This is a genomic window from Xanthomonas sp. MLO165, assembly GCF_018831305.1.
Classification (GTDB): domain Bacteria; phylum Pseudomonadota; class Gammaproteobacteria; order Xanthomonadales; family Xanthomonadaceae; genus Xanthomonas; species Xanthomonas arboricola.
Window position 1 is genome coordinate 3,161,737 of record NZ_CP029263.1, and the last position, 26,873, is coordinate 3,188,609.

Annotated in this window: 19 protein-coding genes and 1 pseudogene; 11 read left to right on the forward strand and 9 right to left on the reverse strand. The window is 67.2% G+C overall.

The annotated features are described in order from the left end of the window. Nucleotides 1-22 precede the first annotated feature (22 nt). From DGN21_RS13305 to creD, 5 genes are all read right to left on the reverse strand, one after another. Complete coding sequence (locus DGN21_RS13305; protein WP_054592982.1) at nucleotides 23-1,114, reverse strand: DUF3616 domain-containing protein; 1,092 nt, start codon at nucleotides 1,112-1,114, stop codon at nucleotides 23-25. 172 nt (nucleotides 1,115-1,286) lie between these two features. Further along, nucleotides 1,287-2,171 (reverse strand): carbon-nitrogen hydrolase family protein, encoded by an 885-nt coding sequence (locus DGN21_RS13310; protein WP_126965902.1) that lies wholly within the window; start codon nucleotides 2,169-2,171, stop codon nucleotides 1,287-1,289. A 46-nt stretch (nucleotides 2,172-2,217) separates the two neighbouring features. Beyond that, nucleotides 2,218-2,868, reverse strand: a complete 651-nt coding sequence (locus DGN21_RS13315) for a GNAT family N-acetyltransferase (protein ID WP_215825241.1) — start codon at nucleotides 2,866-2,868, stop codon at nucleotides 2,218-2,220. Next, entirely contained in the window at nucleotides 2,865-3,287 is a 423-nt protein-coding gene (locus DGN21_RS13320) for a hypothetical protein (RefSeq protein ID WP_126965900.1), read from the reverse strand. Before DGN21_RS13320 ends, DGN21_RS13315 begins: the two co-directional genes overlap by 4 nt. 7 nt (nucleotides 3,288-3,294) lie before the next feature. After that, a complete protein-coding gene (gene creD, locus DGN21_RS13325; RefSeq protein WP_126965899.1) occupies nucleotides 3,295-4,614 on the reverse strand; it encodes a cell envelope integrity protein CreD in 1,320 nt (439 codons plus the stop codon). A gap of 433 nt (nucleotides 4,615-5,047) precedes the next feature. On the opposite strand from creD, the gene DGN21_RS13330 reads away from it, so the two are divergent. Further along, complete coding sequence (locus tag DGN21_RS13330; RefSeq protein WP_126965898.1) at nucleotides 5,048-5,860, forward strand: C1 family peptidase; 813 nt, start codon at nucleotides 5,048-5,050, stop codon at nucleotides 5,858-5,860. 268 nt (nucleotides 5,861-6,128) lie between these two features. On the opposite strand, the gene creC is transcribed toward DGN21_RS13330, so the two are convergent. Next, a complete protein-coding gene (creC, locus tag DGN21_RS13335; RefSeq protein WP_215824946.1) occupies nucleotides 6,129-7,577 on the reverse strand; it encodes a two-component system sensor histidine kinase CreC in 1,449 nt (482 codons plus the stop codon). 48 nt (nucleotides 7,578-7,625) lie between these two features. After that, a complete protein-coding gene (gene creB / locus DGN21_RS13340; protein WP_016902310.1) occupies nucleotides 7,626-8,330 on the reverse strand; it encodes a two-component system response regulator CreB in 705 nt (234 codons plus the stop codon). Between the two features lie 34 nt (nucleotides 8,331-8,364). Here creB and rlmJ point away from each other — a divergent pair, with 34 nt between their 5' ends. The 10 genes and pseudogenes from rlmJ to DGN21_RS13395 all read left to right on the forward strand — a co-directional run bounded on the left by rlmJ (nucleotide 8,365) and on the right by DGN21_RS13395 (nucleotide 22,926). Then, nucleotides 8,365-9,273, forward strand: coding sequence for a 23S rRNA (adenine(2030)-N(6))-methyltransferase RlmJ (gene rlmJ / locus DGN21_RS13345; RefSeq protein ID WP_016902309.1), 909 nt, complete (start codon nucleotides 8,365-8,367; stop codon nucleotides 9,271-9,273). A 192-nt stretch (nucleotides 9,274-9,465) separates the two neighbouring features. Continuing rightward, nucleotides 9,466-10,008 carry a GNAT family N-acetyltransferase gene (locus DGN21_RS13350; protein WP_039526258.1) on the forward strand — a complete coding sequence of 181 codons (543 nt, stop codon included), beginning with the start codon at nucleotides 9,466-9,468 and terminating at the stop codon, nucleotides 10,006-10,008. 583 nt (nucleotides 10,009-10,591) lie between these two features. Continuing rightward, nucleotides 10,592-14,062 (forward strand): transcription-repair coupling factor, encoded by a 3,471-nt coding sequence (mfd, locus tag DGN21_RS13355; RefSeq protein WP_126965896.1) that lies wholly within the window; start codon nucleotides 10,592-10,594, stop codon nucleotides 14,060-14,062. Between the two features lie 505 nt (nucleotides 14,063-14,567). Continuing rightward, entirely contained in the window at nucleotides 14,568-14,897 is a 330-nt protein-coding gene (locus DGN21_RS13360) for an STAS domain-containing protein (RefSeq protein WP_016905011.1), read from the forward strand. A gap of 16 nt (nucleotides 14,898-14,913) precedes the next feature. Beyond that, nucleotides 14,914-16,919 (forward strand): annotated as a pseudogene (locus tag DGN21_RS20200) (chemotaxis protein CheA). Nucleotides 16,920-16,987: 68 nt separating this feature from the next. Next, the gene (locus DGN21_RS13375; protein WP_160954506.1) at nucleotides 16,988-19,144 is read left to right on the forward strand and encodes a methyl-accepting chemotaxis protein; all 2,157 of its coding nucleotides are present in this window, start codon (nucleotides 16,988-16,990) and stop codon (nucleotides 19,142-19,144) included. Nucleotides 19,145-19,154: 10 nt separating this feature from the next. Further along, nucleotides 19,155-19,682, forward strand: a complete 528-nt coding sequence (locus DGN21_RS13380) for a chemotaxis protein CheW (protein WP_126965893.1) — start codon at nucleotides 19,155-19,157, stop codon at nucleotides 19,680-19,682. A 28-nt stretch (nucleotides 19,683-19,710) separates the two neighbouring features. Continuing rightward, the gene (locus DGN21_RS13385; protein WP_039519918.1) at nucleotides 19,711-20,994 is read left to right on the forward strand and encodes an EAL domain-containing response regulator; all 1,284 of its coding nucleotides are present in this window, start codon (nucleotides 19,711-19,713) and stop codon (nucleotides 20,992-20,994) included. A 1-nt stretch (nucleotide 20,995) separates the two neighbouring features. After that, nucleotides 20,996-21,802: a protein-glutamate O-methyltransferase CheR gene (locus DGN21_RS13390; RefSeq protein WP_016904063.1), complete on the forward strand. Its 807-nt coding sequence runs from the start codon at nucleotides 20,996-20,998 to the stop codon at nucleotides 21,800-21,802. Beyond that, complete coding sequence (locus DGN21_RS13395) at nucleotides 21,799-22,926, forward strand: chemotaxis response regulator protein-glutamate methylesterase (RefSeq protein WP_026064711.1); 1,128 nt, start codon at nucleotides 21,799-21,801, stop codon at nucleotides 22,924-22,926. The genes DGN21_RS13390 and DGN21_RS13395 overlap by 4 nt, the downstream gene beginning before the upstream one ends. 25 nt (nucleotides 22,927-22,951) lie before the next feature. Here the strand turns inward: DGN21_RS13395 and DGN21_RS13400 are convergent, their stop codons facing one another. Both DGN21_RS13400 and DGN21_RS13405 read right to left on the reverse strand, forming a co-directional pair. Continuing rightward, on the reverse strand, nucleotides 22,952-24,514 hold the full coding sequence (locus DGN21_RS13400; protein ID WP_126965892.1) for a phospholipase D family protein: 1,563 nt from the start codon (nucleotides 24,512-24,514) through the stop codon (nucleotides 22,952-22,954). Nucleotides 24,515-24,665: 151 nt separating this feature from the next. After that, nucleotides 24,666-26,765 carry a M13-type metalloendopeptidase gene (locus DGN21_RS13405; RefSeq protein WP_104553973.1) on the reverse strand — a complete coding sequence of 700 codons (2,100 nt, stop codon included), beginning with the start codon at nucleotides 26,763-26,765 and terminating at the stop codon, nucleotides 24,666-24,668. Between the last annotated feature and the right edge of the window lie 108 nt (nucleotides 26,766-26,873).

The following is a 26,873-nucleotide window of genomic DNA, read 5'->3' on the forward strand; positions in this document are numbered from 1 at the left end:
CGCAGACCTGCCCGCGCGCGGCTCAGCGGTTGCGTAACAGGTCGCCGTAGACCACGTCATCGCCGCCGCTGCGCGCCGGGCCGGGCGCGTCGTACAGCACCAGCCAGCTGGGCGTGTCGCCGGCCAGGTGGCTGGGAAGATTGCAGATCGCCTCGGCGCGGTCGCTGTCGGTGCCGTGCGGCAACACCGCCGATTCCAGCAGCGCGTGCTGAAAGCGCACCGGCGCCTGGTTGGCGGCCAGCACTGCACGCGCGCCCGGCCATTTGAACAGGCGGATTTCGCCGTTCAGCACCATAGTCGGGCCCGCCAGCAGGTACAGGTCGTCGCCGGAATAATGCAGGTCGCGGATGCCCAGCCCGCCCAATTGCAGGAAGTGCTTGCGCAGCAGCGTGCCGTCCTCGTCCAGCGGCGCCAGGCGCAGGTGGTCGCCATGCGCCTGCACCCGGATCTCCAGCAGCGCCGACCAGCCGCGCAGCACCGGCCCGCGCAGGCCCAGCAGCAGGCGCTCGCCGTCCACCACGATGCCTTCGATATCGAAGCCGTTGTCCTTGCCCGGGATCTTCAGGAACGGGCCGAAGTGCGGGTCGTCGGCCAGCAGCTCGGTGAGCTGGTTGTGTTTGGCATCGCCCTTGAGCCGCAGCGCGCGACGGCCGTCAGCGGCTTCGCGCACCAGGCGCGGGGTGCCGTCGGCATCGCGCTCGATCGGCAGGCAGGCCAGCAGGCGGCGGTTGGCGTCGAGCTTGAGCTTGGTCAGGCGTTTGGCGTTTTCGGCATCGTCGCGACTGCGCTTGGCATTCTTGCGCTTGAGCCCATGCGAGCCGATCACCCAGAGGAATCCCTCCGACAGCGCCATGCCTTCCAGATCCGCCTCCTCGGCCGCCTCGCCGGGCAGGTCCAGCAACTCGGCCAGCGCAAAGCTCTGCCCCTGGCCGAAGCGCAGCGTCTCGCGCTGCACGGGGTCGAGCCTGCGCAGGCGATCCACCGCGCAGGCCTCGTCGCCGGCCACCCACAGCCAGTCGTCGGTGAAGGCCGCACCGGACAGATTGCTGTGCACCAGCGCGCCAGGCGCGAACTCGAGACGGACGCTGTGCGGAATCAGGGTTTTCTTGGCCATGGGAACCTGGTGGGAGGTATTGCAAGGGATGAAAGTGGCTGAGGTACCGTAGCGCGCGGTCACCACTTGAGGCACGGCGCGTGAACGTTGCAGCGTACGTATGGCAGTGCCGTCGCGAACACCGGCTGCGCTCGCCCGACGATGAACATCGTCCTTTGAGGACCACGCTCTATCAGTCGAACGTGGCCAGCCTGGCACGTGCAACGTGAGCGCCCAATTGACCGACCCAATCGCGATCGTTGGCGACCTGGGCCTGCGCGCGGCTGGCCTCGAAGGCGGCAAAATCCAGCTCCGCATACGCCCACACGGCAGTGCCCTGGGTCTGCGCCAGCACGCCATCGGCGGGGAAGCCGACATCCATCGGTGCGAACACCGCCGCTTCGCCGGTATTGACGTCCAGCGCCGGGCTCCACGGTGCTTGCCCGGCCGTGACCGATTGCGCGACGAACACGCGGTTTTCCAGCGCGCGCGCCAGGCAGCCGACCCGTACCCGCATCGCCCCGGCGGCGGTGTCGGTGCAACTTGGCACGATCAACAGCCGCGCGCCGGCCTCGTACTGCGCGCGCACCGGCAGCGGGAACTCGCTGTCGTAGCAGATCGCGATCGCCGCACGCACGCCATCCAGGTCGAACACCTTCAGCGCATCGCCCGGCTCGATCAGCCCGGTGGCCTTTTCGAAGCCGGTCAGCTGCAGCTTGTCCTGCCAGCCATGCCGGCCATCGGGGGTGAACCAGTCGCTGCGATTACGGTAACGGCCCTGGCCCAGGTCCAGCAGAAAGCTGCCGGCCACCAGATGCAGCTGATGCTGGTGCGCCAGGCCGGCAAACAGCTCCAGCCACGGCGCACGCAGCGCCTGGATCGCCGCCAGCGACTCCGGCAACCCGGCAGAAATCTGCGTACCGAAGGTCGCGCCCAGCTCCAGCGACAGATACTCCGGCAGCACCAGCAGGCGTGCGCCGGCGGCAGCAGCCTCGCCCACCAGCGCCGACTGGCGTGCGGCGAATGCGGCAAAGTCGGCAGGTTTGCCGATCGGGTATTTGGCGACGGCAATTTTCATCTACGGGCCTGGTTGCGGGTGATCGATGGGGTAAGAAGTGACTCGGTCACGGCGGCAGTGGCCGCGTCCACACCCGCAGACTGTGGTCGATCTCGCCGTGTTGCAACTCCGCCCACGCCAGCTGCACGCGCATGTCCGCTTGCGGTGCATAGCCACGTTTGCGCCAGAACACGTCGTTGGGTCGATGGTCGGCCGGCTTGCGCGGATCGTTTTCTGCGCGTTCCACCGCGCAGAACGCAGTGAGCGCGAAGCGGCCCAGTGCACGCGCATGCGCCTCGCGCTGGTCGAGAAATGCGTGGCCGATTCCCTGCCCGCGATAGTCCGGCAGCAGCACCGATTCGCCGAAATAGAACACGCTGGCCGGGTCGATGCCGGCTGCACGGAACGGCGCATGGAAGGCTTCGCTGTCGTCGAGCAGCGGCAGCCCGGTGGAGGCGCCGATCACCGCATCGCCATCGCGTGCCAGCACGAACACGCTGTCCGGCGAGGCCGCGTAGGCTGCCAGATAGCCGCGCTCGTAATCGGCGTCGCCGTCGTACAGATACGGCCAGGCGCGGAACACCGCGATGCGCAGTTGCGCCACCGCAGCCAGATGCGGCAGCACCTGCGTGCCGCGCACCGTTTCAACGATCAGGGAGGAGCCGCTCATGCCGGCCATGGTAAGCCAGCCTGGCGCAGCTGCGCCGCCGCACGTCAGCGCAGCCAGCCGCCATTGCCCGGAGCCGCCGCAGCCGGCTGCTGCCACAGCAACCACACCGCCGCCTCCTCGCTGGCCAGCAGCACACCGAGCAGTGCATCGGTGCTGCGCGCCCAGTAGCTGCCGTTGCTCAACCGCTGCCACGGCCCGTAGCGACGCGGACGCGCGTTGCCTGCCGCCGCGTCCTGCCGCTGCGCCGCCTGCAGGAAGCCGCTGCCGCCCAGGCGCAATGCCTGCGCGGTGCCTGCATGCAGGCGCAGGCCGATCACGCCGCGGCGTCCGTCGCGGCGCAGGGGCAAGGCCGACAACGGCGAAGCGTCCCAATACTGCGGTAGCGCTGCGGGAAGCAGCGCCACCGTGTCGATCCCGGCGGGCAGCAAACGCTGCGCCCGCCGGTGCAACTGTGCGTGAGCGCGCATGCCGGCCTCAGCGCAGGCTGTTGCCAAGCTCGTACCAGTCGAGCTTGCGGGTCACCCACATGATGCTGGCCAGGATGCCGAACAGCAGCAACGATCCCATCAGCAGCGAGTTGTCTTCGGAGATCAACAGGCTGTAGAGCACCCCGTACAACGCCGTGAGCATCGCCGAGAACCCGGCTGCACGCGCCCAGCTGCGCAACACCCCGGACAGATAGAAGAACTGCAGGCCGATACATGCCGCGGCAGAGACCAGATACGCCTGCCAGAACGCGATGTGCTCGGACAGGCTCAGCAGCAGCAGGAAAAAGATCGCCAGCGCCAGACCCACCAGCAGGTATTGTAGCGGATGGATCGGCAGACGCTTGATCAACTCGAACAACACGAACGCCACAAAGGTCAGCACCACGAACAGGATGCCGTACTTGCTGGCCCGATCGGCCTGGGTATACACGTCCACCGGATCGACCAGCCGCACCTCCAGCGTGTCCAGCGACGACTGGCTGGACTGCAGCTGGCTCTGTGCACCGGTGGCCAGCGACGACAACGACCAGCTCGCATCGAAACCGCGCGCACCGATCGTCGGCGCATTCGGCAGGAAGCGCCCGCCGAACAGCGGATGCGGCCAGGCCGAGCGCAGCGCGATGTCGTTGTTGTCGGCAATCGGTGCGATCGCCAGGCTGCGGGTGCCGTCCAGCACGAACGACATCTCCACCAGCTTGCCATCACCCAGCGTGCCGGCCAGCGCATCGCCCAGCGGCTGCAGATCGGCATGGATACCGGCCGAGCGCCCCACCAGGCCGCCGGCCCCGCTCTCCAGCGGCAAGCTGCGGCCGTCCACCCGCAGGCTCGGCGTGCCGACCAGGCCGCGCACATCGGAAATGCCTACCGCCAGATGCGGCCGGCCATAGCGACGACCGGCCATGGCCGGATACTCGAACGGGTCGAACTCGGCCTTGAGCCTGGCCTTCCACGAATACACCTGCACACGGAACAGGCCGATCTTGCGCTCGGACGGGGTCAGCTCGCCGCTCAGGGCGAGCGTGCGCGGGGTCTGCAGCAACTGGCCGTCGCGCTTGCGCCAGACCTTGCGCGGGTTGCCTTGCTCGTCCGGCTCGGTGACCTGTACGTCCTCGGTAAACGGCAGCACCCGCACCGGCGCGATGAACTGCTGCTCGCCGGCCTTGCTCTGCGCCACCCGCTCCACCGCCTCGTCGCGGTAACGCGCACGGTCCTGCACCGTGCCGCGGATCAGCAGCAATGGAATCAGCAGCAACAGGATCAATCCGCCAATGGTGGCGAAGCGCAACAACAGTTTCAGGGATTTCATCGACCTTCCTCAGTCTGGGAGGTCGCCAGGGTGCGTTGCGACGGTGTCGCAGGTTTGAGGCGAATTTGAAGCGAATGTGAAGTGGGCGATCGGCAGGCTCGGCGACCGGCACTGTGATCCCGTTAGGAAATGCAGGTTTTGCCCTGCAAAAATGCAACAGAGGCCCAGGACATGCTTCCGTTGCATCGCCAGGGTTTCGCATCACCGCCGCGCGCTTCGCCGCCAGGCGCAACGATGCCAGTGCAGTTGCGCATCACGGGGCCATTGCTTCTCGAGTCTGCGTTGATCACGGCGTTCCAGTTCCGTGGTTCCGCGGCATCCGCATTCAACGTTACGCGCCGCAGCGGCGGTGTCGCACACGCTTGCCCGCTTGCCAGCCGTGGCTCAACAAACGCGCACGACTGCATTCCTCTCTCGCCTGGAGTTTGCCTTCATGACCAAGCAACGTTCGCTCACGCTCTGCCTGCTCGCTGCCCTGAGCCTGTCCGCCGCCGCCGCACAGGCGGCAATGCACGGGATGGGCCTGAAACCCTCGTCGTTGATGCAGCCGGTCACTCCGTTGTTCGGCATTGCCAGCGCCGCCAAACCCCTGCCCGCCACGGTCGACCTGACTGCCTGGGCAATCACCCCGGGCGACCAGGGCCAGGTGGGGTCGTGTGCGTCATGGGCAACCGCCCACACCCTGACCGGTTGGTATGCCAACGCCAACAAGCAGGCGCAAACCCGCTTCGCCCCGATGTATCTCTATAGCCAGGTCAACGGCGGCGTCGATGAGGGCTCCACGCTGGAAGCGCCGCTGGACGTCGCGCTGGCCCAAGGCATCGACACCGAGCAGCATTATTCGTGGGGCAACTACAACTGGAAGAACCCACCCACCGCGGCCGACCGCGCCAACGCCGCCAAGAACCGCACGCCGTACCGCAAGTACACCGTGCTGTATTCGGGCGACGGCAATGGCGGGCGGGCCCTGATCGAACAGATCAAACTTGCGCTGGCCTCGTCCACGCCGGTGGCGATCGGCTTCTATGTCAGGCAGGGGTTCGAAGACCTCACGCCAAAAAACCAGGTCGACTACGACACCAAGACGCCGATCCTGGGCGGGCACGCGGTGATCGCGCTGGGCTACGACAGCGAAGGGCTGCTCGTCGAAAACAGCTGGGGCACCGAGTGGGGCAACAAGGGCTTTGGCAAGCTGTCGTGGTCGGTGGTCGCCAAGGACGTCATCGGGGCCGACGTGGTGCACTGACACACAGCGGCTGCGCACGGTGAGGCGCGGCGGACACGGACACGCAAGCGGCATGTGCCTGGCGCATGCCGCTTGCGTGCCACCGCGATGCCGCCGCCGTCGGCCGCCGGCCTGTGCACTGACGGCACGCAATGCGGTTCAGAGCCGCCGACACACCTGCTGCACAGCCGCCGGACGGGCGCGGCCGGTGCGCGGAATCGGCGCGTACCACTCGGTTGCTGGACCCACCTGACGACTGCTCGCTACGTTCTGCGGTTTGTAAGCGCGCTTAGCCGATGGGCAGGCGCAGGGTCGCGATCGCGCCGCCACCCTCGCGGTTGCCCAGCGTGGCCTCGCCACCATGCAGGCGCGCCACTTCGCGCACGAACGGCAGGCCAAGGCCGGAGCTGCGTTGTCCGGTCTGCGGGCGGGCCAGCGAATAGAAACGTTCGAACACCCGTTCCAGTGCGTAGTCCGGCACGCCGCTGCCGCGGTCCTCGACCACCAGCTGCAGCTGTTCCTCCAGCACCTGCGTACGCAGCTGGATGGTGCAGCCCTGCGGTGAAAACGCGATGGCATTTTCCAGCAGGTTGATCAGCGCCTGGCGCAGCAGGAATCCATCGCCCAGCACGTACTGCCCGCGCGCGGTGTCGGATGCGGCATCGCGTTCCAGCAGCACGCCGGCCGCTGCCGCGCGCGGCAGCACGGCATCCACGGCCGCCTGCAGCAGGCCAGCCACCGCGATGCGCTCGCGCGTCTGCAGCCAGCCGTGCTGCTCCACCTCGGCCAGCGCCAGCAGCTTGTCGATGGTTTCGGTCAGGCGCAGCTCCTGCGCGCGGATGCTGGCGACAAAGTGCTGGCGATCGGCTTCCGGCAGTGGCTCGCTCAACAGTTCGGACGCGCCACGGATTGCCGCCAGCGGGCTCTTCATCTCGTGCGTCAGCGACTGCACGTACTGCTCCACGTAGGCCTTGCCTTCCAGCTTGCGCCGCATGCTTTCCAGCGCCTGGCCGAGGTCGCCGATTTCATCGCCGCGCGGCTCCGGCGGCGGCACCGGCACGCCGGCGCTCACCGCGTGTGCGTAGCGATTGAGCCGGCCGATGCCGCGCATCAGCCACCAGGTCATCCAGATGCCGATCAGCGCGGAAATGCCGATCAGCCAGGCACCGCGCTGCAGGATGTTGCGCTGGCTGGCCTCGATGAACGGGTCGATGCTGCGATTGGGCTGCGCCAGCGTCAGCACGCCGATCAACTTGGCCGGGTCATTCGGCGCGTAGATCGGTGCGGCCACATGCATCACCGTGGCGGTCGGGTCGCCATCGACCTCGGGGCTGGAACGCGCGCCGTATTCGCCGCGCAAGGTGCGATAGACATCGTTCCAGCGCGAGTTGTCGCGGCCCACATCGCGGCCCAGCGAGTCGAACACCACCACGCCGCGCGCGTCGGTGACGGTGACGCGGTAGGCCACATCGTTCTTGCGGAACCGCCACACCCAGGCCTTGGGGTCGCGCCGCTGCGCCTGCGCCACGTTGCGCGCAAAGCTGCCGCTGGCGATGGTGCCGGCAGCCAGCTCGCTGCTGGCCATTTCCGCCAGCACATTGGCCGCGTCCACCAGCGTGGATTCCATCGCCTGGCGCACACCCGGCTTGACCTCGTTGACGAACACCCGCATCACGAAGAACGCGGCCAGCCCCACGATCAGGAAGAAGCCCAGGAACAGCTTGAGACCGAGCCGCATCTCAGGCCCCGACCCGAAGAACAACGCGATGCCTGCGCGTGGCCATGGCTACAGCTCCAGCGCGTAGCCGAGGCCACGGTGGGTGCGGATCGGGTCGGCCGGCACGCCGGCCTGGCGCAGCTTGCCGCGCAGCGTCTTGATATGGGTGTCCACGGTGCGGTCTGCGCTGTCGGCGCTGGCGTCCCAGCCGCGGTCCATCAGCTGTGCGCGGCTCAGGATCGCGCCGGGGCGCTGCAACAGCGCCGACAGCAGCGCGTACTCGTAGCGGGTCAGCGGCAGCAGCGCATCGCCGTAGCGGATGCGGCTGCCCTCGCGGTCGATCGCAAACGCGCCATGCGGCTGCCAGCCCGGCTCCGCCACGGCGGCCGCATGGCGACGACGCAGCCGCGCGCGCACCCGCGCCACCAGCTCGCGCGGGGAGAACGGCTTGGCCATGTAGTCGTCGGCGCCCAGTTCGAAGCCGAGCACGCGGTCGATCTCGTCGTTGCGCGCGGTCAGGAAGATCACCGGCACGTCGCTGAACCCGCGCAGCGTGCGGCACACCTCGAAGCCGTTGATATCCGGCAGGCCCACGTCCAGCACCACCACATCGGCCGGGTCGGCACGCAGGCGCGCCAATGCGTCACGGCCCAGCAGGCAGTGTTCGGGCGCGTAGCCTTCGCTGCGCAGCGCGTACAGCACGGTATCGGCAATGGCGGCTTCGTCTTCGACGACGAGCACGCGGGCGGGGGACTCGGACATGGCGCGCAGCATAGCCGCATGCTGGCGCGGCCCGTACACTGCCGCGATGAACTATCGCCACGCCTTCCATGCCGGCAACCATGCCGACGTGCTCAAGCACATCGCCTTGCTGGCGCTGATCGACACCCTCAAGCGCAAGGACACGCCGTTCTTCGTGCTCGACACCCACGCCGGCCGCGGGCGCTACCAGCTCGGCGGCGAGGAAAGCCGCAAGACCAACGAGGCCGATGCCGGGGTGATGCGGCTGATGGCCGAGTCGACCCTGCCCGAGGTGGTCGAACGCTATCTGCGCGCGGTACAGGCCGACAACCACACCGTCGCCCGCCCGGCCACGCCCGGCCAGAAGCCGGCGCGCCCCACCGCCGGCATCCAGATCAACCATTACCCCGGCTCGCCGTTGCTGGCGGCGCAGGCGCTGCGCGAACAGGACCGCATGGCGTTCTGCGAGTTGCAGCCGGAAGAGGCCGAGGCGCTCAAGCGTCTGTTCGCCAGGGACAGCCGCGTGCGCGTGCATGCCGGCGATGGCTACGAGGCGATTCGCGCCTTCGTGCCGCCGCGCGCGGGCGAGACCAAGATCGGCCGCGGGCTGGTGCTGATCGACCCGCCATACGAGGCGCAGGAAGCCGAGTACCCGCAGGTCATCCACAGCGTGCGTGAGACCCTGGCGCGCTGGCCACAGGCGATCTGCATGGTGTGGTACCCGATCAAGCTGCGGCGCAGCCTGCAGCCGTTCATGCGCAAGGCGGCCACGCTGCCGGCCAAGTCGGTGCTGGTGGCCGAGCTGCAGGTGCGCCCGGACGACTCGCCGCTGCGCCTGACCGGCAGCGGGCTGCTGATCGTCAATGCGCCATGGCAGTTCGACCAGGTGCTGGCACCCGCGCTGCCGGTGCTGAAGCAGCACCTGGGCGAGGCAGGTGCCTCGACCCGGCTGGAGTGGCTGCGCCAGGACGCCTGAGTTGCCTGTACCGGGCGCCTGCTCGCGCTGGCGAACGCGGCTGCATACTCACGACTGGATCACGGTATCGCTCGGTACAGTGATGAGGGAAGCACTGCCACCCCCTGACGACCCCCAGCGGCGCACCGGATTCATTCACGGTTGTGCGCTGGGCGGGTGCCAGAATCTTCCGATCTTTAAGGAACACCGGTCATGGCCATTCGCAATCGCATGCCTCCCTGGCATGAAAACTTCAGTCTGCCCAATGGCCGCACACTCCTGCTCCGTCCGATCCGTCCCGAGGACGGTCCGCCGCTGCAGGGTGCTTTCAGCCTGTTGGGGCCGGAGGAAATCCGCGCGCGCTTCGTGCGTTCCTCCGCCGAAATCACCCCGGAGATGGTGCAGCGCCTGACCCATCCCAACCCCAAGAGCGAAATCGTGCTGGTGGCCGCCGAACAGCTGCCCCCGGGCGAAGCCCTGGTAGGTGCGGTGGCGCGCGCGGCGCTGGTGCCGGGCACCCGCCAGGCCGAGTACACCATCCTGGTCAGCAGCTTCGTCGCCGGCCAGGGCCTGGGACGGCAGCTGATGCGCAAGCTGGTCAAGTGGGCACGGCGCAAATACCTGGATTGCCTGTTCGGCGACGTGCTGCAAAGCAATGTGCCGATGCTGCAGCTGGCCGAGTCGCTGGGCTTCAAGCCACAGCCGCATCCGGAGTCGCCGGAGTTGGTGCGGATGGTTCTCGAGCTGGATGCCTGAGGGGCTGGGATTCGGGATTCGGGATTGGGAGGGCCGCCGCGCCCTTGACTCACCTGGCTTTGGTTGTTGATCTGTCGCTTGGCTGCAGGGCCCTTGCCCGCCCACCATCGCAGGACACGCCGCAAGTACGTCCTTGTAGGCTCTGGCGCGGCATCCATGCCGCTCAAGGTCCCGCGACGGTGAGCGGGCAAGGACCTGTCGCGATGGTCGGTCCGCATAGTGCAAGCAGCACGGTCTCAGGCAAGAACGCGTCCGCTCGTTTTCGCAAGAAAGCCAGTGCAGCGGACCAGCTTTTCAAACAACCGACCAACTGTCTGGGGCGGTGTCCTCGCCGATTGCGGGACCGTGTGGCGGCATGGATGCTGCCACCGAGCCTCCACGGACGGATTCACGGCGTGTCCCGCGAGCGGTGAGGGCGCCGCACCCCCGACTCACCTGGCTTTGGTTGTTGATCTGTCGGGATGGTCGGTATGTAGATGCCGAGAGCGCCGCACGTCCGACCAAGGCGGCGCAGGTGGCCCGACGCCGGCTTTCACGCCGGATGGACCGGCCGTGGTGGGTGCTCTGATAAAATTGCCGGCTGATGCCGTCGCCAACCACCTTCCCCTCTCCGCCGCTGCCCAAGTCCGGCCAGCTCCGCGCATATTGGCGCGCTCCGTCTTCGCCGACTGCGCTGGCCTGGTCGATCGCCCGCGCCGCCGAGGCGCATGCCGGCCCGCTGCTGGTGATCGCCCGCGACAACCAGAGTGCGCATCAGATCGAGGCGGATCTGCATGCCTTGCTCGGCGAGCATGCGACGCTGCCGGTGGTGCCGTTTCCCGATTGGGAAACCCTGCCCTACGACCAGTTCAGCCCGCACCCGGAGATCATCAGCCAACGCCTGGCCGCACTGCATCGGCTGCCCGCACTGACCCGTGGCGTGGTGATCGTGCCGGTGCAGACGCTGATGCAGCAGCTGGCACCGCTGAGCTACATCGTCGGCGGTAGTTTCGATCTCAAGGTCGGCCAGCGGCTGGATCTAGATGCGGAAAAACGCCGTCTGGAAAGCGCCGGCTACCGCAACGTGCCGCAGGTGATGGACCCGGGCGATTTTGCAGTGCGCGGCGGCCTGCTCGACGTGTTCCCGATGGGCGAAGCCACGCCGTTGCGGATCGAGTTGCTGGACGAGGATATCGACTCGATCCGCGCCTTCGACCCGGAATCGCAGCGCTCGCTGGACAAGGTCGAGGCCGTCAAGCTGCTGCCCGGCCGCGAAGTGCCGATGGACGATGCTAGCGTCGAACGTGTGCTGGCCTGCCTGCGCGAGCGTTTCGACGTGGATACCCGGCGCAGCGCGCTGTACCAGGATCTGAAGTCGGGGCTGGCGCCGTCGGGGGTGGAGTATTACCTACCGATGTTCTTCAGCAAGACCGCCACCTTGTTCGATTATCTGGACAAGCGCGTGCTGCCGCTGGTCGCCACCGGCGTTTCCAATGCGGCGGACACGTTCTGGGCGCAGGCGCAGGACCGCTACGAGCAACGCCGCCACGATGTGGAGCGCCCGCTGCTGACACCGGACGAGTTGTATCAGTCGCCGGATGCACTGCGCGAGCGGCTCAACAAGCTGGCGCGCATCGAAGTCTGGGCCAGCGACCATCCGCGCATCGACGAGGCCGCCGCCCTGGGCGACCAGCCGTTGCCGCCGCTGCCGGTGGCGGCAAAAGACGCCCCGGCCGGTCAGGCGCTGGCCTCGTTCCTGAGCCATTACCCCGGCCGCGTGCTGGTGGCCGCCGATACCGCGGGCCGGCGCGAAGCCTTGATGGAAGTGCTGGCCGCCGCGCAGCTGAAGCCGGAGGTGGTCGCCGACCTGCCCGCCTTCCTGGCCGCGCCCAAGCTGCGCTTCGGTATCACCGTGGCGCCGCTGGAAGACGGCTTTGCGCTGGACGCCCCGCAGATTGCGGTGCTGACCGAGCGCCAGCTGTTTCCCGAGCGCGCCAACCAGCCGCGCCGCAGCCGCCGGGTCGGGCGTGAGCCGGAAGCGATCATCCGCGATCTGGGCGAGCTGTCCGAAGGCGCGCCGATCGTGCACGAGGACCACGGTGTGGGCCGCTACCGCGGTCTGATCGTGCTCGACGCCGGCGGCATGCCCGGCGAGTTCCTGGAAATCGAATATGCCAAGGGCGACCGGCTGTATGTGCCGGTGGCGCAGTTGCATCTGATCAGCCGCTATTCCGGCGCCTCGGCCGAGACCGCGCCGCTGCATTCGCTGGGCGGCGAGCAATGGACCAAGGCCAAGCGCAAGGCGGCCGAAAAGGTCCGCGACGTGGCGGCCGAACTGCTGGAAATCCAGGCCCGCCGACGTGCGCGTGCCGGCCTGGCGCTGCAGGTGGACCGGGCGATGTACGAACCGTTCGCGGCCGGCTTTCCGTTCGAGGAAACCGGCGACCAGCTGGCGGCCATCGATGCGACGCTGCGCGATCTGGGCAGCAGCCAGCCGATGGATCGCGTGGTCTGCGGCGACGTCGGCTTCGGCAAGACCGAGGTGGCCGTGCGCGCCGCATTTGCCGCCGCCAGCGCCGGCAAGCAGGTCGCCGTGCTGGTGCCGACCACGCTGCTGGCCGAGCAGCATTACCGCAACTTCCGCGACCGCTTCGCCGATTACCCGATGAAGGTGGAAGTGCTGTCGCGCTTCAAGAGCACCAAGGAGATCAAGGCCGAGCTGGAGAAGGTCGCCAGCGGCGAGATCGACGTCATCATCGGCACGCACCGGCTGCTGCAGCCGGACGTCAAGTTCAAGGACCTGGGCCTGGTCGTGGTCGACGAAGAGCAGCGCTTCGGCGTGCGGCAGAAGGAAGCGCTCAAGGCGATGCGCGCCAACGTGCATCTGCTCACGCTCACCGCGACCCCCATCCCGCGCACGCTCAACATGGCCATGGCCGGGCTGCGCGACCTGTCGATCATCGCCACCCCGCCGCCGAACCGGCTGGCGGTGCAGACCTTCATCACCGCCTGGGACAACGCGCTGCTGCGCGAGGCCTTCCAGCGCGAGCTCAGTCGCGGCGGGCAGCTGTACTTCCTGCACAACGATGTGGAAAGCATCGTGCGCATGCAGCGCGAGCTGTCCGAACTGGTGCCGGAGGCGCGCATCGGTATCGCGCATGGGCAGATGCCCGAGCGCGAGCTGGAGCGGGTGATGCTCGACTTCCAGAAGCAGCGCTTCAATGTGCTGCTGTCGACCACGATCATCGAATCGGGCATCGACATCCCCAATGCCAACACCATCATCATCAACCGCGCCGACCGCTTCGGCCTGGCGCAGTTGCACCAGCTGCGCGGCCGCGTCGGCCGCTCGCATCACCGCGCCTATGCGTACCTGGTGGTGCCGGATCGTCGCTCGATGACCGCCGATGCGGAAAAGCGCCTGGAGGCGATCGCCTCCATGGACGAGCTCGGCGCCGGCTTCACCCTGGCCACCCACGATCTGGAAATCCGCGGTGCCGGCGAGCTGCTGGGCGAAGACCAGAGCGGGCAGATGGCCGAGGTCGGTTTCAGCCTGTATACCGAGCTGCTGGAACGCGCGGTGCGCAGCATCCGCCAGGGCAAGCTGCCGGACCTGGATGCCGGCGAGGAGGTCCGCGGCGCCGAGGTCGAGCTGCATGTGGCCGCGCTGATTCCCGAGGATTACCTGCCCGACGTGCACACGCGCCTGACGCTGTACAAGCGCATCTCCAGCGCACGCGATGCCGATGCGCTGCGCGAATTGCAGGTGGAGATGATCGACCGCTTCGGCCTGCTGCCGGACCCGGTCAAGCACCTGTTCGCGATTGCCGAGCTCAAGCTGCAGGCCAACGCGCTGGGTGTGCGCAAGCTGGACCTGGGCGAGAACGGCGGCCGGCTGGTCTTCGAGGCAAAACCGGCGATCGACCCGGTCGCGGTGATCCAGATGATCCAGAAGCAGCCCAAGATCTACACCATGGACGGCCCGGACAAACTGCGCATCAAGCTGCCGCTGCCGGAAGGCGCGGACCGTTTCAACGCCGCACGCGGCCTGCTGACGATGCTCGCACCCAGGTAGAAACGCGCGCCGGGCGGTTGCGCCTGCTTTACGCAGCGTGCTGGACCGTGCAGGACGCAAGGATGCGTCGAGCGCGTCGCAGGCAGGGGCCGCTGCGAATCCAAGCCGATGCGGCATTTTCACTAACGCCCAACGCCGCAGACGATGCCGGCGCGGTCCCATGTTGCCTGTTTCATGCGTGTTCCCCGCTGCGGTCACGCACATGCGCCCGACGCAGCGAGTGAAGAAGTCGGCTGAAAGGTAGCGCGGTGTCCTGCACGATTGTCCGGGACACCGGCTTCCTGAGTCTGCTTGCGACAAAGCTGAGCAGTTAATACGCGGGAAGTGATGGATTTCGCAAATCCGTCACCGCGGTGAATTTGGCCTAAATATTCCTGCCGCGCGCCGATACCTGCATGGACCGACGTGATCGCCGTGTGCAGAGCTGCCCATGCGACCCCGCGCCGGAGCGACCTTTTCCGCGTCAGGCACGCATCCGTGCGCCACCGCATCGCTTGAGGCATCCATGAACACGCCACTGTCCGATCTACCCGCGCCGCTGACGCTCGCCCTGGAAGGCGAGATGACCATCCGTCGCGCTGCCGAACTCAAGCCGCTGCTGCAGCCGGCCTTGCTGCATCCGGGCGGGTTGCACCTGGACCTGGGCGCGGTCAGCGAGATCGACACCACCGGCCTGCAGTTGCTGCTGGCGACCAAGCAGGCGATCCAGGCCGACGGCCGGCCGTTTTCGCTGACCGATTCCAGCCGCGCGGTGGTCGATGTGATCGAACTGCTCGGCCTGCTCGAAGCCTTGTACCCACATGCGGTTGCGGGTATCGGCGAACGCATTCACTAAGGGACCGGCAACGCGTATGGATATGAACCAGCTGATGCAGACCTTCCTGGCCGAGAGCCGGGACCTGCTCGAAGACATGGAACGTCACCTGCTCGAAGCCGAGCGTGGCGAGTCCTCGCCGGATGCGGTCAACGCGATCTTCCGTGCGGCGCACACCATCAAGGGCTCGGGCGGCCTGTTCGATCTGCCGCAGCTGGTCGGCTTCACCCATGTCGTGGAAAGCGTGCTGGACCTGGTGCGCGACGACGCGCTGACGCTGAGTTCGGAACTGATCGCGCTGCTGCTGGTGTGCTGCGACCATATCCATGCCCTGGTGGAAACCGCCGCCGACCCCGCTCACGCCGATGCCGACGCACTGGCGGCAGAGGCCGCCCCCTGCTGGCACAACTGCAGACCTACCTGCAGGCCAGCGCATGCGGTGTCACCGCCTCCGCCATCCAGCACAGCACCCCGGAAAAACAGAGCGGTTACTGGCGCATCACGCTGAAACTGTTCGCCGACGCGCTGCGCTACGGCAACTCGCCGCTCAAGCTGATCCGCAACCTGCGCGGGCTGGGCTCGGTCGAGTCGATCAGCACCGACGTCAGCCAGCTGCCGAGCTTCGAAGCGCTCGATCCGGAAGCCAATTACCTGGGCTTCCAGATCCTGCTGCGCAGCGATGCCGACCGTGCCGCGATCGAGGACGTGTTCGAGTTCGTGCGCGAAGACTGCGACCTGGAGATCCTTTCGGTGCCGGCACCGATGGACGCCAGCGCCGTGCCTGCCAGCGAGCCGGTCGTGGCTGCCGCGCCGGTCGTCGGCGCGCTGGCTGCCGTGCCGGCCGCAACGCCGGCACGCGCGCCGCAGGACACCGGCGCACGCAACCCCGACGCGCGCTCGATCCGCGTCGACGCCGACAAGCTCGATCGCATGATCGATCTGGTCGGCGAACTCATCATCGCGGTGGCCGGCACCAATGCCAACGCACAGCGCACCGGCGACGCGCAGTTGCTGGAATCGGCCTCGATCCTGGCCGGCCTGGTGGAAGAGGTGCGTGAAAGCGCTCTGCAACTGCGTATGGTCAAGATCGGCGGCACCTTCAGCCGCTTCCAGCGCGTGGTGCACGATGTGGCGCGCGAACTCGGTAAGGACATCGCGCTGGTGGTGGCCGGCGAGGACACCGAGCTGGACAAGTCGGTGGTGGAAAAGATCGGCGACCCGCTCACCCATCTGGTGCGCAACGCCATGGACCACGGCATCGAGCCGGCGGACGTGCGCGTGGCGCGCGGCAAGCCCGCACGCGGCACCGTTGGCCTCAATGCGTATCACGACTCCGGCAGCATCGTCATCCAGATCACCGACGACGGCGGCGGCCTGAACCGCGACCGCATCCTGGCCAAGGCGCTGGAACGCGGTCTGATCGAGCCGGGCCGCCAGCTCAGCGACCGCGAGGTGTTCGCGATGATCTTCGAGCCGGGGTTCTCCACCGCCGAAAAGGTCACCAACCTGTCCGGGCGCGGCGTCGGCATGGATGTGGTCAAGCGCAACATCACCGCGCTGCGCGGCACCGTGGAAATCGACAGCAGCGCCGGCGTGGGTACCACCATCTCGGTGCGGCTGCCGCTGACGCTGGCCATCATCAACGGCTTCCAGGTCGGCGTCGGCAAGTCGGTGTTCGTGGTGCCGCTGGACGTGGTGGAGGAATGCGTGGAATTCACCCCTGACTACGCCAGCGACTACATCGACCTACGTGGCAGCGTGCTGCCGTATGTGCGCCTGCGCGAACTGTTCGCGCTTGGCGGCAGGACGCCGGCGCGCGAAAGCATCGTGGTGATCCGCCAGGGCGCCCAGCGCTTCGGCCTGGTCGTGGACACCTTGCTGGGCGAATGGCAGACCGTGATCAAGCCGTTGTCCAAGGTCTTCGCGCAGGTCAAGGGCATCAGTGGCTCGAGCATCCTGGGCAGCGGCGATGTCGCGCTGATTCTCGATGTGCCCAGCCTGCTGCAGCAATTGCATCCAAATCAGGACGCCCTGGCGGCCTGAGTCACCACACCAGCACTCCCCACATCACCGCGTCATTCGTTGTTCCCTGAGCCCAGGAAGCTGCCGCCATGTCACACCGTCTCCCGATCGCCACGCAGTTGTGGTTCACCGCCGCCCTCGCCCTCGCCTTGCCCGTCGCGGTGGTGGTCGCCGGCTTTGCGCTGACGCTGTCGCACGGCGCCCTGCTCGCCGCCAGCGTCCTGGCCGCGCTCGTCAGCGGCGCGTTGCTGTTCCATGCGATCCGCAGCGCGACCGGCTCGCTGCAGCTTGCCACCACTACGCTGGATGCCTTCGCGCGCGGCAACTTCGCCGTCGCCTTGCCGCAGCTGCGCGATGAGCAGGCCTGCGAGGTGCTGCGTGCGCTGCGCAAGGTGCAAGGCAACATCGCCCACGTCAATGAGGAGATCAATCGCGTCTCGCAGGAACACGATGCCGGCGAGATCGATGCACGCATCGACGTGGCGCGTTTCGACGGCGACTTCCGCACCATGGGCGAAGGCATCAACCGCATGGTCGCCAGCCACATCGCGGTCAAGAAGCAGGCAATGGCGTGCGTGGCCGAGTTCGGCCGCGGCAACTTCTCCGCCGAGCTGGAACGCCTGCCGGGCAAGAAGGCCTTCATCAACGAGATCGTCGAGCAGATCCGCGGCAACCTCACCGGCATGGTCGCCGAGGTCAACCGCATGGCGGCCGAGCACGACGCCGGCGATATCGACGTGGTCATCGACACCCAGCGTTTCAGCGGCGATTTCCGCCGCATGGCCGAAGGCATCAATGCGATGGTGGCCAGCCACATCGCGGTCAAGAAGCAGGCCATCGCCTGCGTGGCCGAATTCGGCCGCGGCAACTTCACCGCGCAGCTGCCGTTGCTGCCGGGCAAGAAGCGCTTCATCAACGAAACCCTGGAACAGGTGCGCGGCAACCTCACCGGCCTGATCGCCGAGATCAACCACATGTCGGCCGAGCACGAGGCCGGCGACATCGACGTGGTGATCGACAGCAGTCGCTTCGACGGCGATTTCCGCAGCATGGCCACCGGCATCAACCAGATGGTGGGCGCGCATATCGCAGTCAAGAAACTGGCGATGGGCGTGGTGGCCGAGTTCGGCCGCGGCAACTTCGAGGCACCGCTGGCGCAGCTGCCGGGCAAGAAGGCCTTCATCAACGACACCGTGGAGCGTGCGCGCGGCAACCTGCGCAGCATTTCCGAAGTGATCCAGGTGATGGGCGCAATGGCCGACGGCGACCTCACCCACACCGTGGAAGGCCGCTACGAAGGCGCGTTCGCCGACATGCAGCGCTACGTCAACACCACCATGAGCCGGCTGACCGAGATCGTCGATGAGGTCAACCGCAACGCCGAGAACCTGGCCAGCGCCTCCGAACAGGTCAGCGCTACCGCGCAGGCGCTGGCCCAGGCCGCCAGCGAACAGGCTGCCGGCGTGGAAGAGACCAGCGCCTCGCTGGAACAGATGACCGCCTCCATCGCGCAGAACACCGAGAACGCGCGCGTCACCGACAGCATGGCCGCCAAGGCCGCCAGCGAAGCCGCCGACGGCGGCGACACCGTGCGCGCCACCGTGGTGGCGATGAAGGACATCGCCAAGAAGATCGGCATCATCGACGACATCGCCTACCAGACCAATCTGCTGGCGCTCAATGCCGCCATCGAGGCCGCGCGTGCCGGCGAACACGGCAAGGGCTTTGCGGTGGTGGCGGCGGAAGTGCGCAAGCTGGCCGAGCGCAGCCAGATCGCCGCGCAGGAGATCGGCGAGGTGGCCGGCTCCAGCGTGGACCTGGCCGAAAGCGCCGGCCGCGTGCTCGGCGAGATGGTGCCCTCGATCCGCCGCACCTCCGACCTGGTGCAGGAAATCGCCGCCGCCTCCGAGGAACAGACCGCCGGCGTCAGCCAGATCAACACCGCCGTCGGCCAGTTGAACCAGACCACGCAGTCGGCCGCGGCCAATGCCGAAGAGCTGGCCGCCACCTCGGAGGAAATGAGCGCACAGGCCGAACAGCTGCAGCAGTTGATGGGCTTCTTCCGGCTCGGCAACGGCTCGCGTGCGGCGGCGTCGACCAGCAGCAAGCCTGGCCCGCGCCGGATCGCAACGCATGGCAGCAGCACCGCGGTCAGCGCACCGCCGCGTCGCAGCAACGTGCGCCAGATCAGCGCGGTGGCGACCACCGCCGATGCGATCGACGAATCGCAGTTCGCCAGCTTCTGAGGAAACGACGATGCAACCGCACAGCGCAGCCATCACCACCACACGCACCGTTGCGCCGTCATCGACGGCTCCGCAGCAATACCTGACCTTTCTGCTGGGCACGGAGATGTTCGGCCTGGGCATCCTCGGCATCAAGGAAATCATCGAATACCGCGCGCCCACCGATGTGCCGATGATGCCGCCGGCCCTGCGCGGCGTGATCAACCTGCGCGGCGCGGTGGTGCCGGTGGTGGATCTGCAGCAACGCTTCGGCCGCAATGCCAGCGCGATCACCAAGCGCAGTTGCATCGTGATCGTGGAGATTGCCCATGGCCAGACGCATCAGGTGCTCGGCCTGCTGGTGGACGCGGTGAGCGAAGTGCTGGAGATCGCGCCCGACGCCATCGCCGGCGCCCCCAGTTTTGGCGCCGGCATCGCACGCGACTGCATCCATGCGATGGCCAGGATCGGCGAGCGCTTCGTGATCCTGCTCGACGCCGACGCGGTGCTGGCCGACGACGCACTCGCCCAGCTGCCTGTCGCCGAGCTGGCAGCCTGACATGTCCAGCATGCACGCAAGGACTCCCATGCGCCCCACCCTTCTCTCCTGCAGCTGCGCGCTGGACGGCCCCGTGTTGGTCGTCGACGACAGCGTGGTCCAGCGCGAACACGCGATGGCGCTGTGCCGCCAGCTCGGCGCCGTCGCGGTCGACGGCGCGGTCGACGGCCACGCCGCGCTGGCCTGGCTGGGCAGTGCGATTTCACCATCGCTGCTGCTGATCGATCTGGAAATGCCGGGCATGGACGGCGTGCAGCTGCTCGATGCACTGGCACGCGGCAAGTACAGCGTGCCGGTGGTGGTGGTCTCGCAGCGCGGCGGCGCCCTGATCGATGCGGTGATGCAGCTCAGCCGCAGCGCCGGGGTGCGCGTGCTCGGCGGCATCGAAAAGCCGATGCATCTGCAGGACCTGGCCAATGTGCTGGAGTGCGAACCGGGGCTGGCCACGAACGCGCCTGCGTTTGCACAGCCGGCGATATCGCCGCTGATGTCCAGCGGTGGCGCGGCGGCATCGCGGCTGGACCGGGCCATGCGCCGCGGCGAAATCCGCGTGGCCTACCAACCCAAACTCGATCTCAGGGATGGCCGCCTGCGCGGTGTGGAAGCACTCGCGCGCTGGCGCCGCCCGCAAGGCGACATGATCGGGCCGGAGCGCTTCATTCCGCTGGCCGAACGCGAAGGCCTGATCCATGCCTTGACCCAGCAGGTGATCGACCTGGCGGTTGCGCAACTGGTGGACTGGCGCGCAGAAGGCTTCGAGCTGAGCCTGGCCTTGAACCTGTCGCCCAACCTGCTCAGCGAGCAGGGCTTTCTCGAACAGCTATGCGGCAAGCTGAGCGACAACGGCCTGAGCCCTGCCGATCTGGTGCTGGAACTCACCGAAAGCGCCATCGTCGAGCCAGCCAATGCCCTGAGCATGCTGGCGCGCCTGCGCCTGCATGGTTTCGGCCTGTCGATCGACGACTACGGCACGGGGTTTTCCTCGCTGCAGCGCCTGGCCAGCATTCCCTTCACCGAACTCAAGCTCGATCGCAGCTTCGTGCATGCCGCCCATCGCAGCCGCAGCCAGCGCACCGTGCTCGAATCCACGCTGGAACTGGCGCACCGGCTCGACCTCACCGCCGTGGCCGAAGGGGTGGAGACCCCGGACGACTGGCGCCTGCTGCGCGAGCTGGGCTGCGACCTGGCGCAAGGCTATCTGATGGGCTCGCCGATGCCCGGGCCGATGCTGTCGGAATGGTGGCGCGAACACGCCGTGCGCATCGCCCGCCTGTGCGGCAACGCACTGCCCAGCGATGCGGATGTCGCCTGACATGAGCACGGCCACCGCCATCACCGAACAGGAATTCGGCCGCTTCCAGCGCTTCATCTTCGAAGCGGCCGGCATCAGCATTTCCTCCGGCAAGAAGGCCATGTTGTGCGGCCGCCTGGGCAAGCGCCTGCGCGAACACCAGTTCAGCAATTACACGCAGTACCTGCAGTTGCTGGAAAGCCGCCAGGACCGCGCCGAGATCCAGACCGCGATCGATCTGCTGACCACCAACGAGACCTACTTCTTCCGCGAGCCCAAGCACTTCGAGCTGCTGCGCAAGCTGGCCGGCGAACATCGCGGCGGCCTGCCGTTCCGCTGCTGGAGCGCGGCCAGCTCCAGCGGCGAAGAGGCCTACAGCATGGCAATGGTGCTGGACGACGCCTTGCAGGGGCGGCCGTTCGAAGTGGTCGGCAGCGACATCAGTACCCGCGTGCTGGCCAAGGCGCGCACCGGGCACTACGCGCTGCAACGTATCGACGGCATTCCGCAGGCGTATCTGAAGCGCTATTGCCTGCGTGGTCAGGGCGAGTACGACGGTACCTTGCTGGTGGAGCGCCGCCTGCGCGACCGGGTCAAGTTCGTGCATGCCAACCTCAACACGGCCCTGCCGATGCTGGGCAGCTTCGATGCGATCTTCCTGCGCAATGTGATGATCTATTTCAACGGTCAGACCAAGCGCGAGGTCATCCTGCGCGTGCTGTCCAACCTCAAGTCGGGCGGATATTTCTGCATCGGTCATTCGGAAAGCCTGAGCGAACTCGACATCGATCTGGTCCAGGTGGCACCCTCGATCTTCCGCAAGGCCTGAGCCAAGGATCCGCCGTGTCGATAGCCCTCAACCGCCCTGCCGCCAGCCCCAGTCCCATCAAGGCCATGGTCGTCGACGACTCGGCGGTGGTGCGCCAGGTGCTGGTGGGCGTGCTCAACGACGCGGCCGACATCGAGGTCATCGCCACCGCGGCCGACCCGTTGCTGGCGATCGAGAAGATGCGCAAGCAATGGCCGGACGTGATCGTGCTGGATGTGGAAATGCCGCGCATGGACGGCATCACCTTCCTGCGCAAGATCATGAGCGAGCGCCCCACCCCGGTGGTGATCTGTTCGACGCTCACCGAAAAAGGCGCACGCGTCACCATGGATGCCCTGGCCGCCGGCGCGGTGGCCGTGGTGACCAAGCCGCGGCTGGGGCTCAAGCAGTTCCTCACCGACTCGGCCGAGGAACTGGTCAATACGGTGCGCAGCGCCGCACGCGCCAACGTCAAACGGCTGGCCGCGCGGGTTGCCGCAGCGCCGCTGGAAGCGGAGGTCAAGCACACCGCCGATGTGATCCTGCCGGCGCAAAGCGGGCGCGCGCTGGCGCAGACCACCGAGCGCATTGTCGCCATCGGCACCTCCACCGGCGGTACCCAGGCGCTGGAAGAAGTGCTGACCGCCTTGCCGCGCGTCTGCCCCGGCATCGTGATCGTGCAGCACATGCCGGAGAAATTCACCGCCGCCTTCGCCGCGCGCCTCAACGGCCTGTGCCAGATCGCAGTGAAGGAAGCGGCCAACAACGACCGGGTGATGCCGGGCCGCGCACTGATCGCGCCCGGCGGCAAGCATCTGCTGCTGCGCCGCAGTGGCGCGCAGTACTTTGTCGAAGTGATGGAAGGCCCGCCGGTCAACCGGCATCGTCCGTCGGTGGATGTGCTGTTCCGCTCGGCCGCACGTGCGGCCGGCAGCAATGCGCTGGGCATCATCATGACCGGCATGGGCGACGACGGTGCCGCCGGGCTGCTGGAAATGCGTCAGGCCGGCGCGCGCACGGTGGCGCAGGACGAGCACACCAGCATCGTATTCGGCATGCCCAAGGAAGCGATCAAACGCGGCGGCGCCGACCGCATCCTGCCGCTGGGCGCGATGGCGCGCGAGATCGTGACACAGCTGCAGTAGCGCGCTGCACGCGCGCGCAGCGGAACTACAACTGCGACTCCAGCGGCAACCAGCCCATCACCGTCGCCGCGCCACGCCGCCACACGCTGGCTGCCGGCTCCTGCGACCACACCTCGGGCGGTTGCGCCGCATCGTCGTGCCAGCGCAACTCGCCCTGCTCCAGGGTCACGCGGTAACTCACCGGCGCACCGATCTTGCGGTTGTAGACCTGTTCCAGTTGCGCGGCCACTGCGCGATCGTTGAACAGCAGGCCCATCTCGGTATTGAGGTTCATCGAGCGCGGATCCAGATTGAACGAGCCGATGAAGCCGCTGCTGTCGTCCACCACGAAGGCCTTGGTGTGCAGGCTGGCCCCGCTGGACCCGAACAGGCTGCCGTCCGGCTTGCCCATCGGCTTGAGCTCGTACAGGCGCACGCCCTGGGTGAGCAAGGGCACGCGGTAACCGGCGTAGCCGCTGTGGACGGCAACCACGTCGTTTGCCGCCAGCGAATTGGTCAACACGCTGACGCGCACATTGCGCCGGCGCAACTGGCCGATCCAGCGCATGCCTTCCTCGCCCGGCACGAAGTACGGCGAGATCACCTTCAGCTCGCGCTGCGCACGCGCCATCTCGCCGATCAGGATTGGCGTCATCCAGTCCGCCTGCGGTGGTGCGCCTTCGGCCTTTTCCGGCGGGTCGGAGACGATGCGCGCCTGCTCCAGCCAGTGCACCTGGCGCTGGCCCTGCGTCAGGGCCTGCACGCTCGGCGACTGGCGCAGCCGCTCCACGTAGGGATGCGCGCGTGCCGATGCCAGGCCGGCGTCCAGACTGCCGCGCAACGCATCCAGTGCCTGCGGCCGTGCGGTCACCAGCGCGTCCAGCGGCAAGGCGTTGGGGCTGTTCCAGTACGCATCGAAGACCTGCTCGGCCTGGCCCACGGCCGGCCCCATCAATGCCGCATCCATGTCCATGAAGTTGGTGTCGCGCGCCGCATCGAAATACTCGTCGCCGACATTGCGGCCACCCACCACCGCCATCCGGCCATCGGCAATCCAGGCCTTGTTGTGCATGCGCCGATTGATGCTGAACATGCGCAGCACCATCTCCACGCCGCGCATCAGCGTGCCTTCGCGCGCACGGGTGGGATTGAACAGCCGGATCTCGATCAGCGGGTGGCTGTCCAGCGCCGCCAGCACCGAATCGCTGCCGTGGATGTTCATGTCGTCCAGCAGCAGGCGCACGCGTACGCCGCGATCGGCCGCATGCAGCAGCTCGTTGTGCAGCAGGTTGCCGGTGAAGTCCGCATGCCAGATGTAGTACTGCAGATCCAGGCTACGCCCGGCCGCACGCGCGGTCAGCGCGCGCACCGCAAACGCGTCGACGTTGTCGGGCAGGATCACCATGCCGGTCTGGCCGGCATGTGCCTGCTGCAGCGGCGCGACGACCCGATCGATCGGCGTGGCGATCGCCGTGGCAGGCAGCGCATGGCTCACCGCACCGCGCTGACGATCGGCAAAGCGCCCGTAGCCGTACAACGACAGCACGCTGCCCAGCACCAGGATCAGCACACCGATCCCGATCGCCTTGAAGATCTTTCGCCTTGTCACTGCCGCTCCCCGCCGGTCGAAGCGCGGCAGTCTAGACGTTACGCAGGCAGCCCGATGTGCAGACGCAGCCGCAAGCAGGCTCTACAAAGCCGCCAAAACAAGGCATTTGCAGCACGCGCGGTCGCAACCGCACGTGCTGCAGTTGCGCCGATCACCAGATCGCAACGCGTTGCTTGTCCCCACGCACCATCGCATCGCCGGGCTTGCACTGGAATGCCTGCGCGAATGCCGGCATGTTCGACGGCGCGCCATTGGCGCGGAAATTGGCCGGCGCATGCGGATCGGTGTTCAGGCGCACGCGCAGTTCGCCGTCGGTGAAGTTGCGGCGCCACACCGTGGCCCAGTTCATGAAGAAGCGCTGGTCCTGGGTATAACCGTCGATATCCTTGCCGGCGTCGGGTTGTTCCTGCAACGCCATCTGCAGCGCGTCGTAGGCCACGGTGAGACCGCCCAGGTCGCCGATGTTCTCGCCCAGGGTCAGCTTGCCTTTGACATGTACGCCGGGAATCGCCTCATAGCCGTCGAACTGCGCCACCAGCTGATCGGTGCGCTGGGTGAACAGCTTGCGGTCCGCATCGGTCCACCAGGTATCGAAGTTGCCCTTGGCATCGAACTGGCTGCCCGAGTCATCGTAGCCATGCATCATCTCGTGCCCGATCACCGCGCCGATACCGCCGTAGTTCAACGCCGGGTCGGCCTTGGGATCGAAGAATGGCGGCTGCAGGATCGCCGCCGGAAACACGATCTCGTTGCGCGTGGCGTTGTAGTACGCATTGACCGTCTGCGGGGTCATATGCCACTCGCGCTTGTCGACCGGCTTGCCGATCTTGTCCAGCATGTAGCGGTAGTTGAACGCCTGCGCGGCCTGCATGTTGGCCAGGAAGCCATCGCCACGGGTTTCCAGGCCCGACCAGTCGCGCCATTGATCCGGGTAGCCGATCTTGGGCGTGAAGCTGGCCCACTTCTCCAGCGCGCGCTGCCTGGTTTCCGCGCTCATCCAGTCGAGTTTTTCCAGCCGCGCCTTGAGCGCCGCCGAGAGGTTCTGCACCAGTTGCTGCATCTGCTGCTTGGACTCGGCCGGGAACGCGGACTGCACGTACAACTGGCCCAGGGCCTCGCCCATCGCCTCGTTGACCGCGTTCAAGGTGCGCTTCCAGCGCGGCAGCATGTCCTGCTGGCCACGCAGCGTCTTGGCATAGAAATCGAAATTGGCCTGCTCGAACGGTTTGGCCAGATACGGCGCTGCCTCATCCACGCTGTGGAAACGCAGGTAGGCCTTCCAGGTGTCCACCGGCGTGTCGGCCAGCATCGCATCGAGCTCGGCGAAGTAACCCGGCTGGCTCAGCGAGAAGGTCCCGGCCGGCACCTTGAGCGCGCTGAAGAACGCCTGCCAGTCGAAATGCGGCGTGACCGCATTGGCGCCGGCCACATCGACCGGGTTGTAGCGCTTGGCCGGGTCGCGCAGTTCGATGCGCGACAGCGAGGCATTGGCCAGGCGCGTTTCGAACGCCATCACCGCCTTGGCCTGGGTTGCCGCCTGCGCTGGCGCGACGCCGGACAATTCCAGCACGCGCGCGATGTAGGCCACGTACTGCTCACGGATCTTGGCCTGCGCCGGATCGGTGTAATAGCCCTTTTCCGGCAGTCCCAGACCGCCCTGGCCCGCGTAGGCGATCATCTGTTCGGAATTCTTGTAGTCGGCATTGGCGCCGAACGAGAACACGAAGCCCTGGCCCTTGGCATAGCTGTCGCGCAACCACGCGGCGATGGACGGCGCATCGGTCAGCGCATCGATCGCCTTCAGCTGCGGCTGCAGCGGCGTGATGCCGGCCTTGTCGATCGCCGCTTCGTCCGAGCCGGTGCGCCACAGGTCGGCGATCTTGGCATCCACCGAGCCGGCCGACAGGTTGCCGCGCGCCAGTTGCTCCACCAGCGCGTGCTGGATGGTCAGCGAACGCTCGGCCAGCACTTCGAAACTGCCCCAGCTGGTGCGGTCCGATGGCACCGGATTGGCCTTGAGCCACTTGGCGTTGACGAAGCCGTTGAGGTCCTGGCACGCGTTGATGGCCGGATCCAGATCGTTGATGCCGAAGGCCACGATCGGTGCATCGAGCTTGGACACATCCACCCTGGTCGGTGCGGCCGGCGTTGCGGCCGGTGCCGGCTTGGCGCTGTCGTCGGAACTGCCACACGCCGAGAGCGTCACCGCGATGGCCACCGCAAGCGACAGTGGCGCGAATTTGCTCAACATCTTTCCATTCTCCAAGGCAGACGACCGCGTCGGACGCAGTCAAAAAGTAGGCAATCAGCGCAGACACACCAACCACACCATCATCGCAACGGCACCGCAACGCCCTGA

Excerpts from the sequence above, each read along its gene's own strand:
- DGN21_RS13405 (WP_104553973.1), bottom strand. The coding sequence starts at position 26,765 with ATGTTGAGCAAATTCGCGCCACTGTCGCTTGCGGTGGCCATCGCGGTG.
- DGN21_RS13380 (WP_126965893.1), top strand. The coding sequence starts at position 19,155 with ATGCAACCGCACAGCGCAGCCATCACCACCACACGCACCGTTGCGCCG.
- DGN21_RS13305 (WP_054592982.1), bottom strand. The coding sequence starts at position 1,114 with ATGGCCAAGAAAACCCTGATTCCGCACAGCGTCCGTCTCGAGTTCGCG.
- DGN21_RS13310 (WP_126965902.1), bottom strand. The coding sequence starts at position 2,171 with ATGAAAATTGCCGTCGCCAAATACCCGATCGGCAAACCTGCCGACTTT.
- DGN21_RS13320 (WP_126965900.1), bottom strand. The coding sequence starts at position 3,287 with ATGCGCGCTCACGCACAGTTGCACCGGCGGGCGCAGCGTTTGCTGCCC.
- DGN21_RS13330 (WP_126965898.1), top strand. The coding sequence starts at position 5,048 with ATGACCAAGCAACGTTCGCTCACGCTCTGCCTGCTCGCTGCCCTGAGC.
- creB (WP_016902310.1), bottom strand. The coding sequence starts at position 8,330 with ATGCTGCGCGCCATGTCCGAGTCCCCCGCCCGCGTGCTCGTCGTCGAA.
- DGN21_RS13360 (WP_016905011.1), top strand. The coding sequence starts at position 14,568 with ATGAACACGCCACTGTCCGATCTACCCGCGCCGCTGACGCTCGCCCTG.
- creC (WP_215824946.1), bottom strand. The coding sequence starts at position 7,577 with ATGCGGCTCGGTCTCAAGCTGTTCCTGGGCTTCTTCCTGATCGTGGGG.
- creD (WP_126965899.1), bottom strand. The coding sequence starts at position 4,614 with ATGAAATCCCTGAAACTGTTGTTGCGCTTCGCCACCATTGGCGGATTG.
- rlmJ (WP_016902309.1), top strand. The coding sequence starts at position 8,365 with ATGAACTATCGCCACGCCTTCCATGCCGGCAACCATGCCGACGTGCTC.
- DGN21_RS13350 (WP_039526258.1), top strand. The coding sequence starts at position 9,466 with ATGGCCATTCGCAATCGCATGCCTCCCTGGCATGAAAACTTCAGTCTG.
- DGN21_RS13390 (WP_016904063.1), top strand. The coding sequence starts at position 20,996 with ATGAGCACGGCCACCGCCATCACCGAACAGGAATTCGGCCGCTTCCAG.
- DGN21_RS13375 (WP_160954506.1), top strand. The coding sequence starts at position 16,988 with ATGTCACACCGTCTCCCGATCGCCACGCAGTTGTGGTTCACCGCCGCC.
- DGN21_RS13385 (WP_039519918.1), top strand. The coding sequence starts at position 19,711 with ATGCGCCCCACCCTTCTCTCCTGCAGCTGCGCGCTGGACGGCCCCGTG.
- mfd (WP_126965896.1), top strand. The coding sequence starts at position 10,592 with ATGCCGTCGCCAACCACCTTCCCCTCTCCGCCGCTGCCCAAGTCCGGC.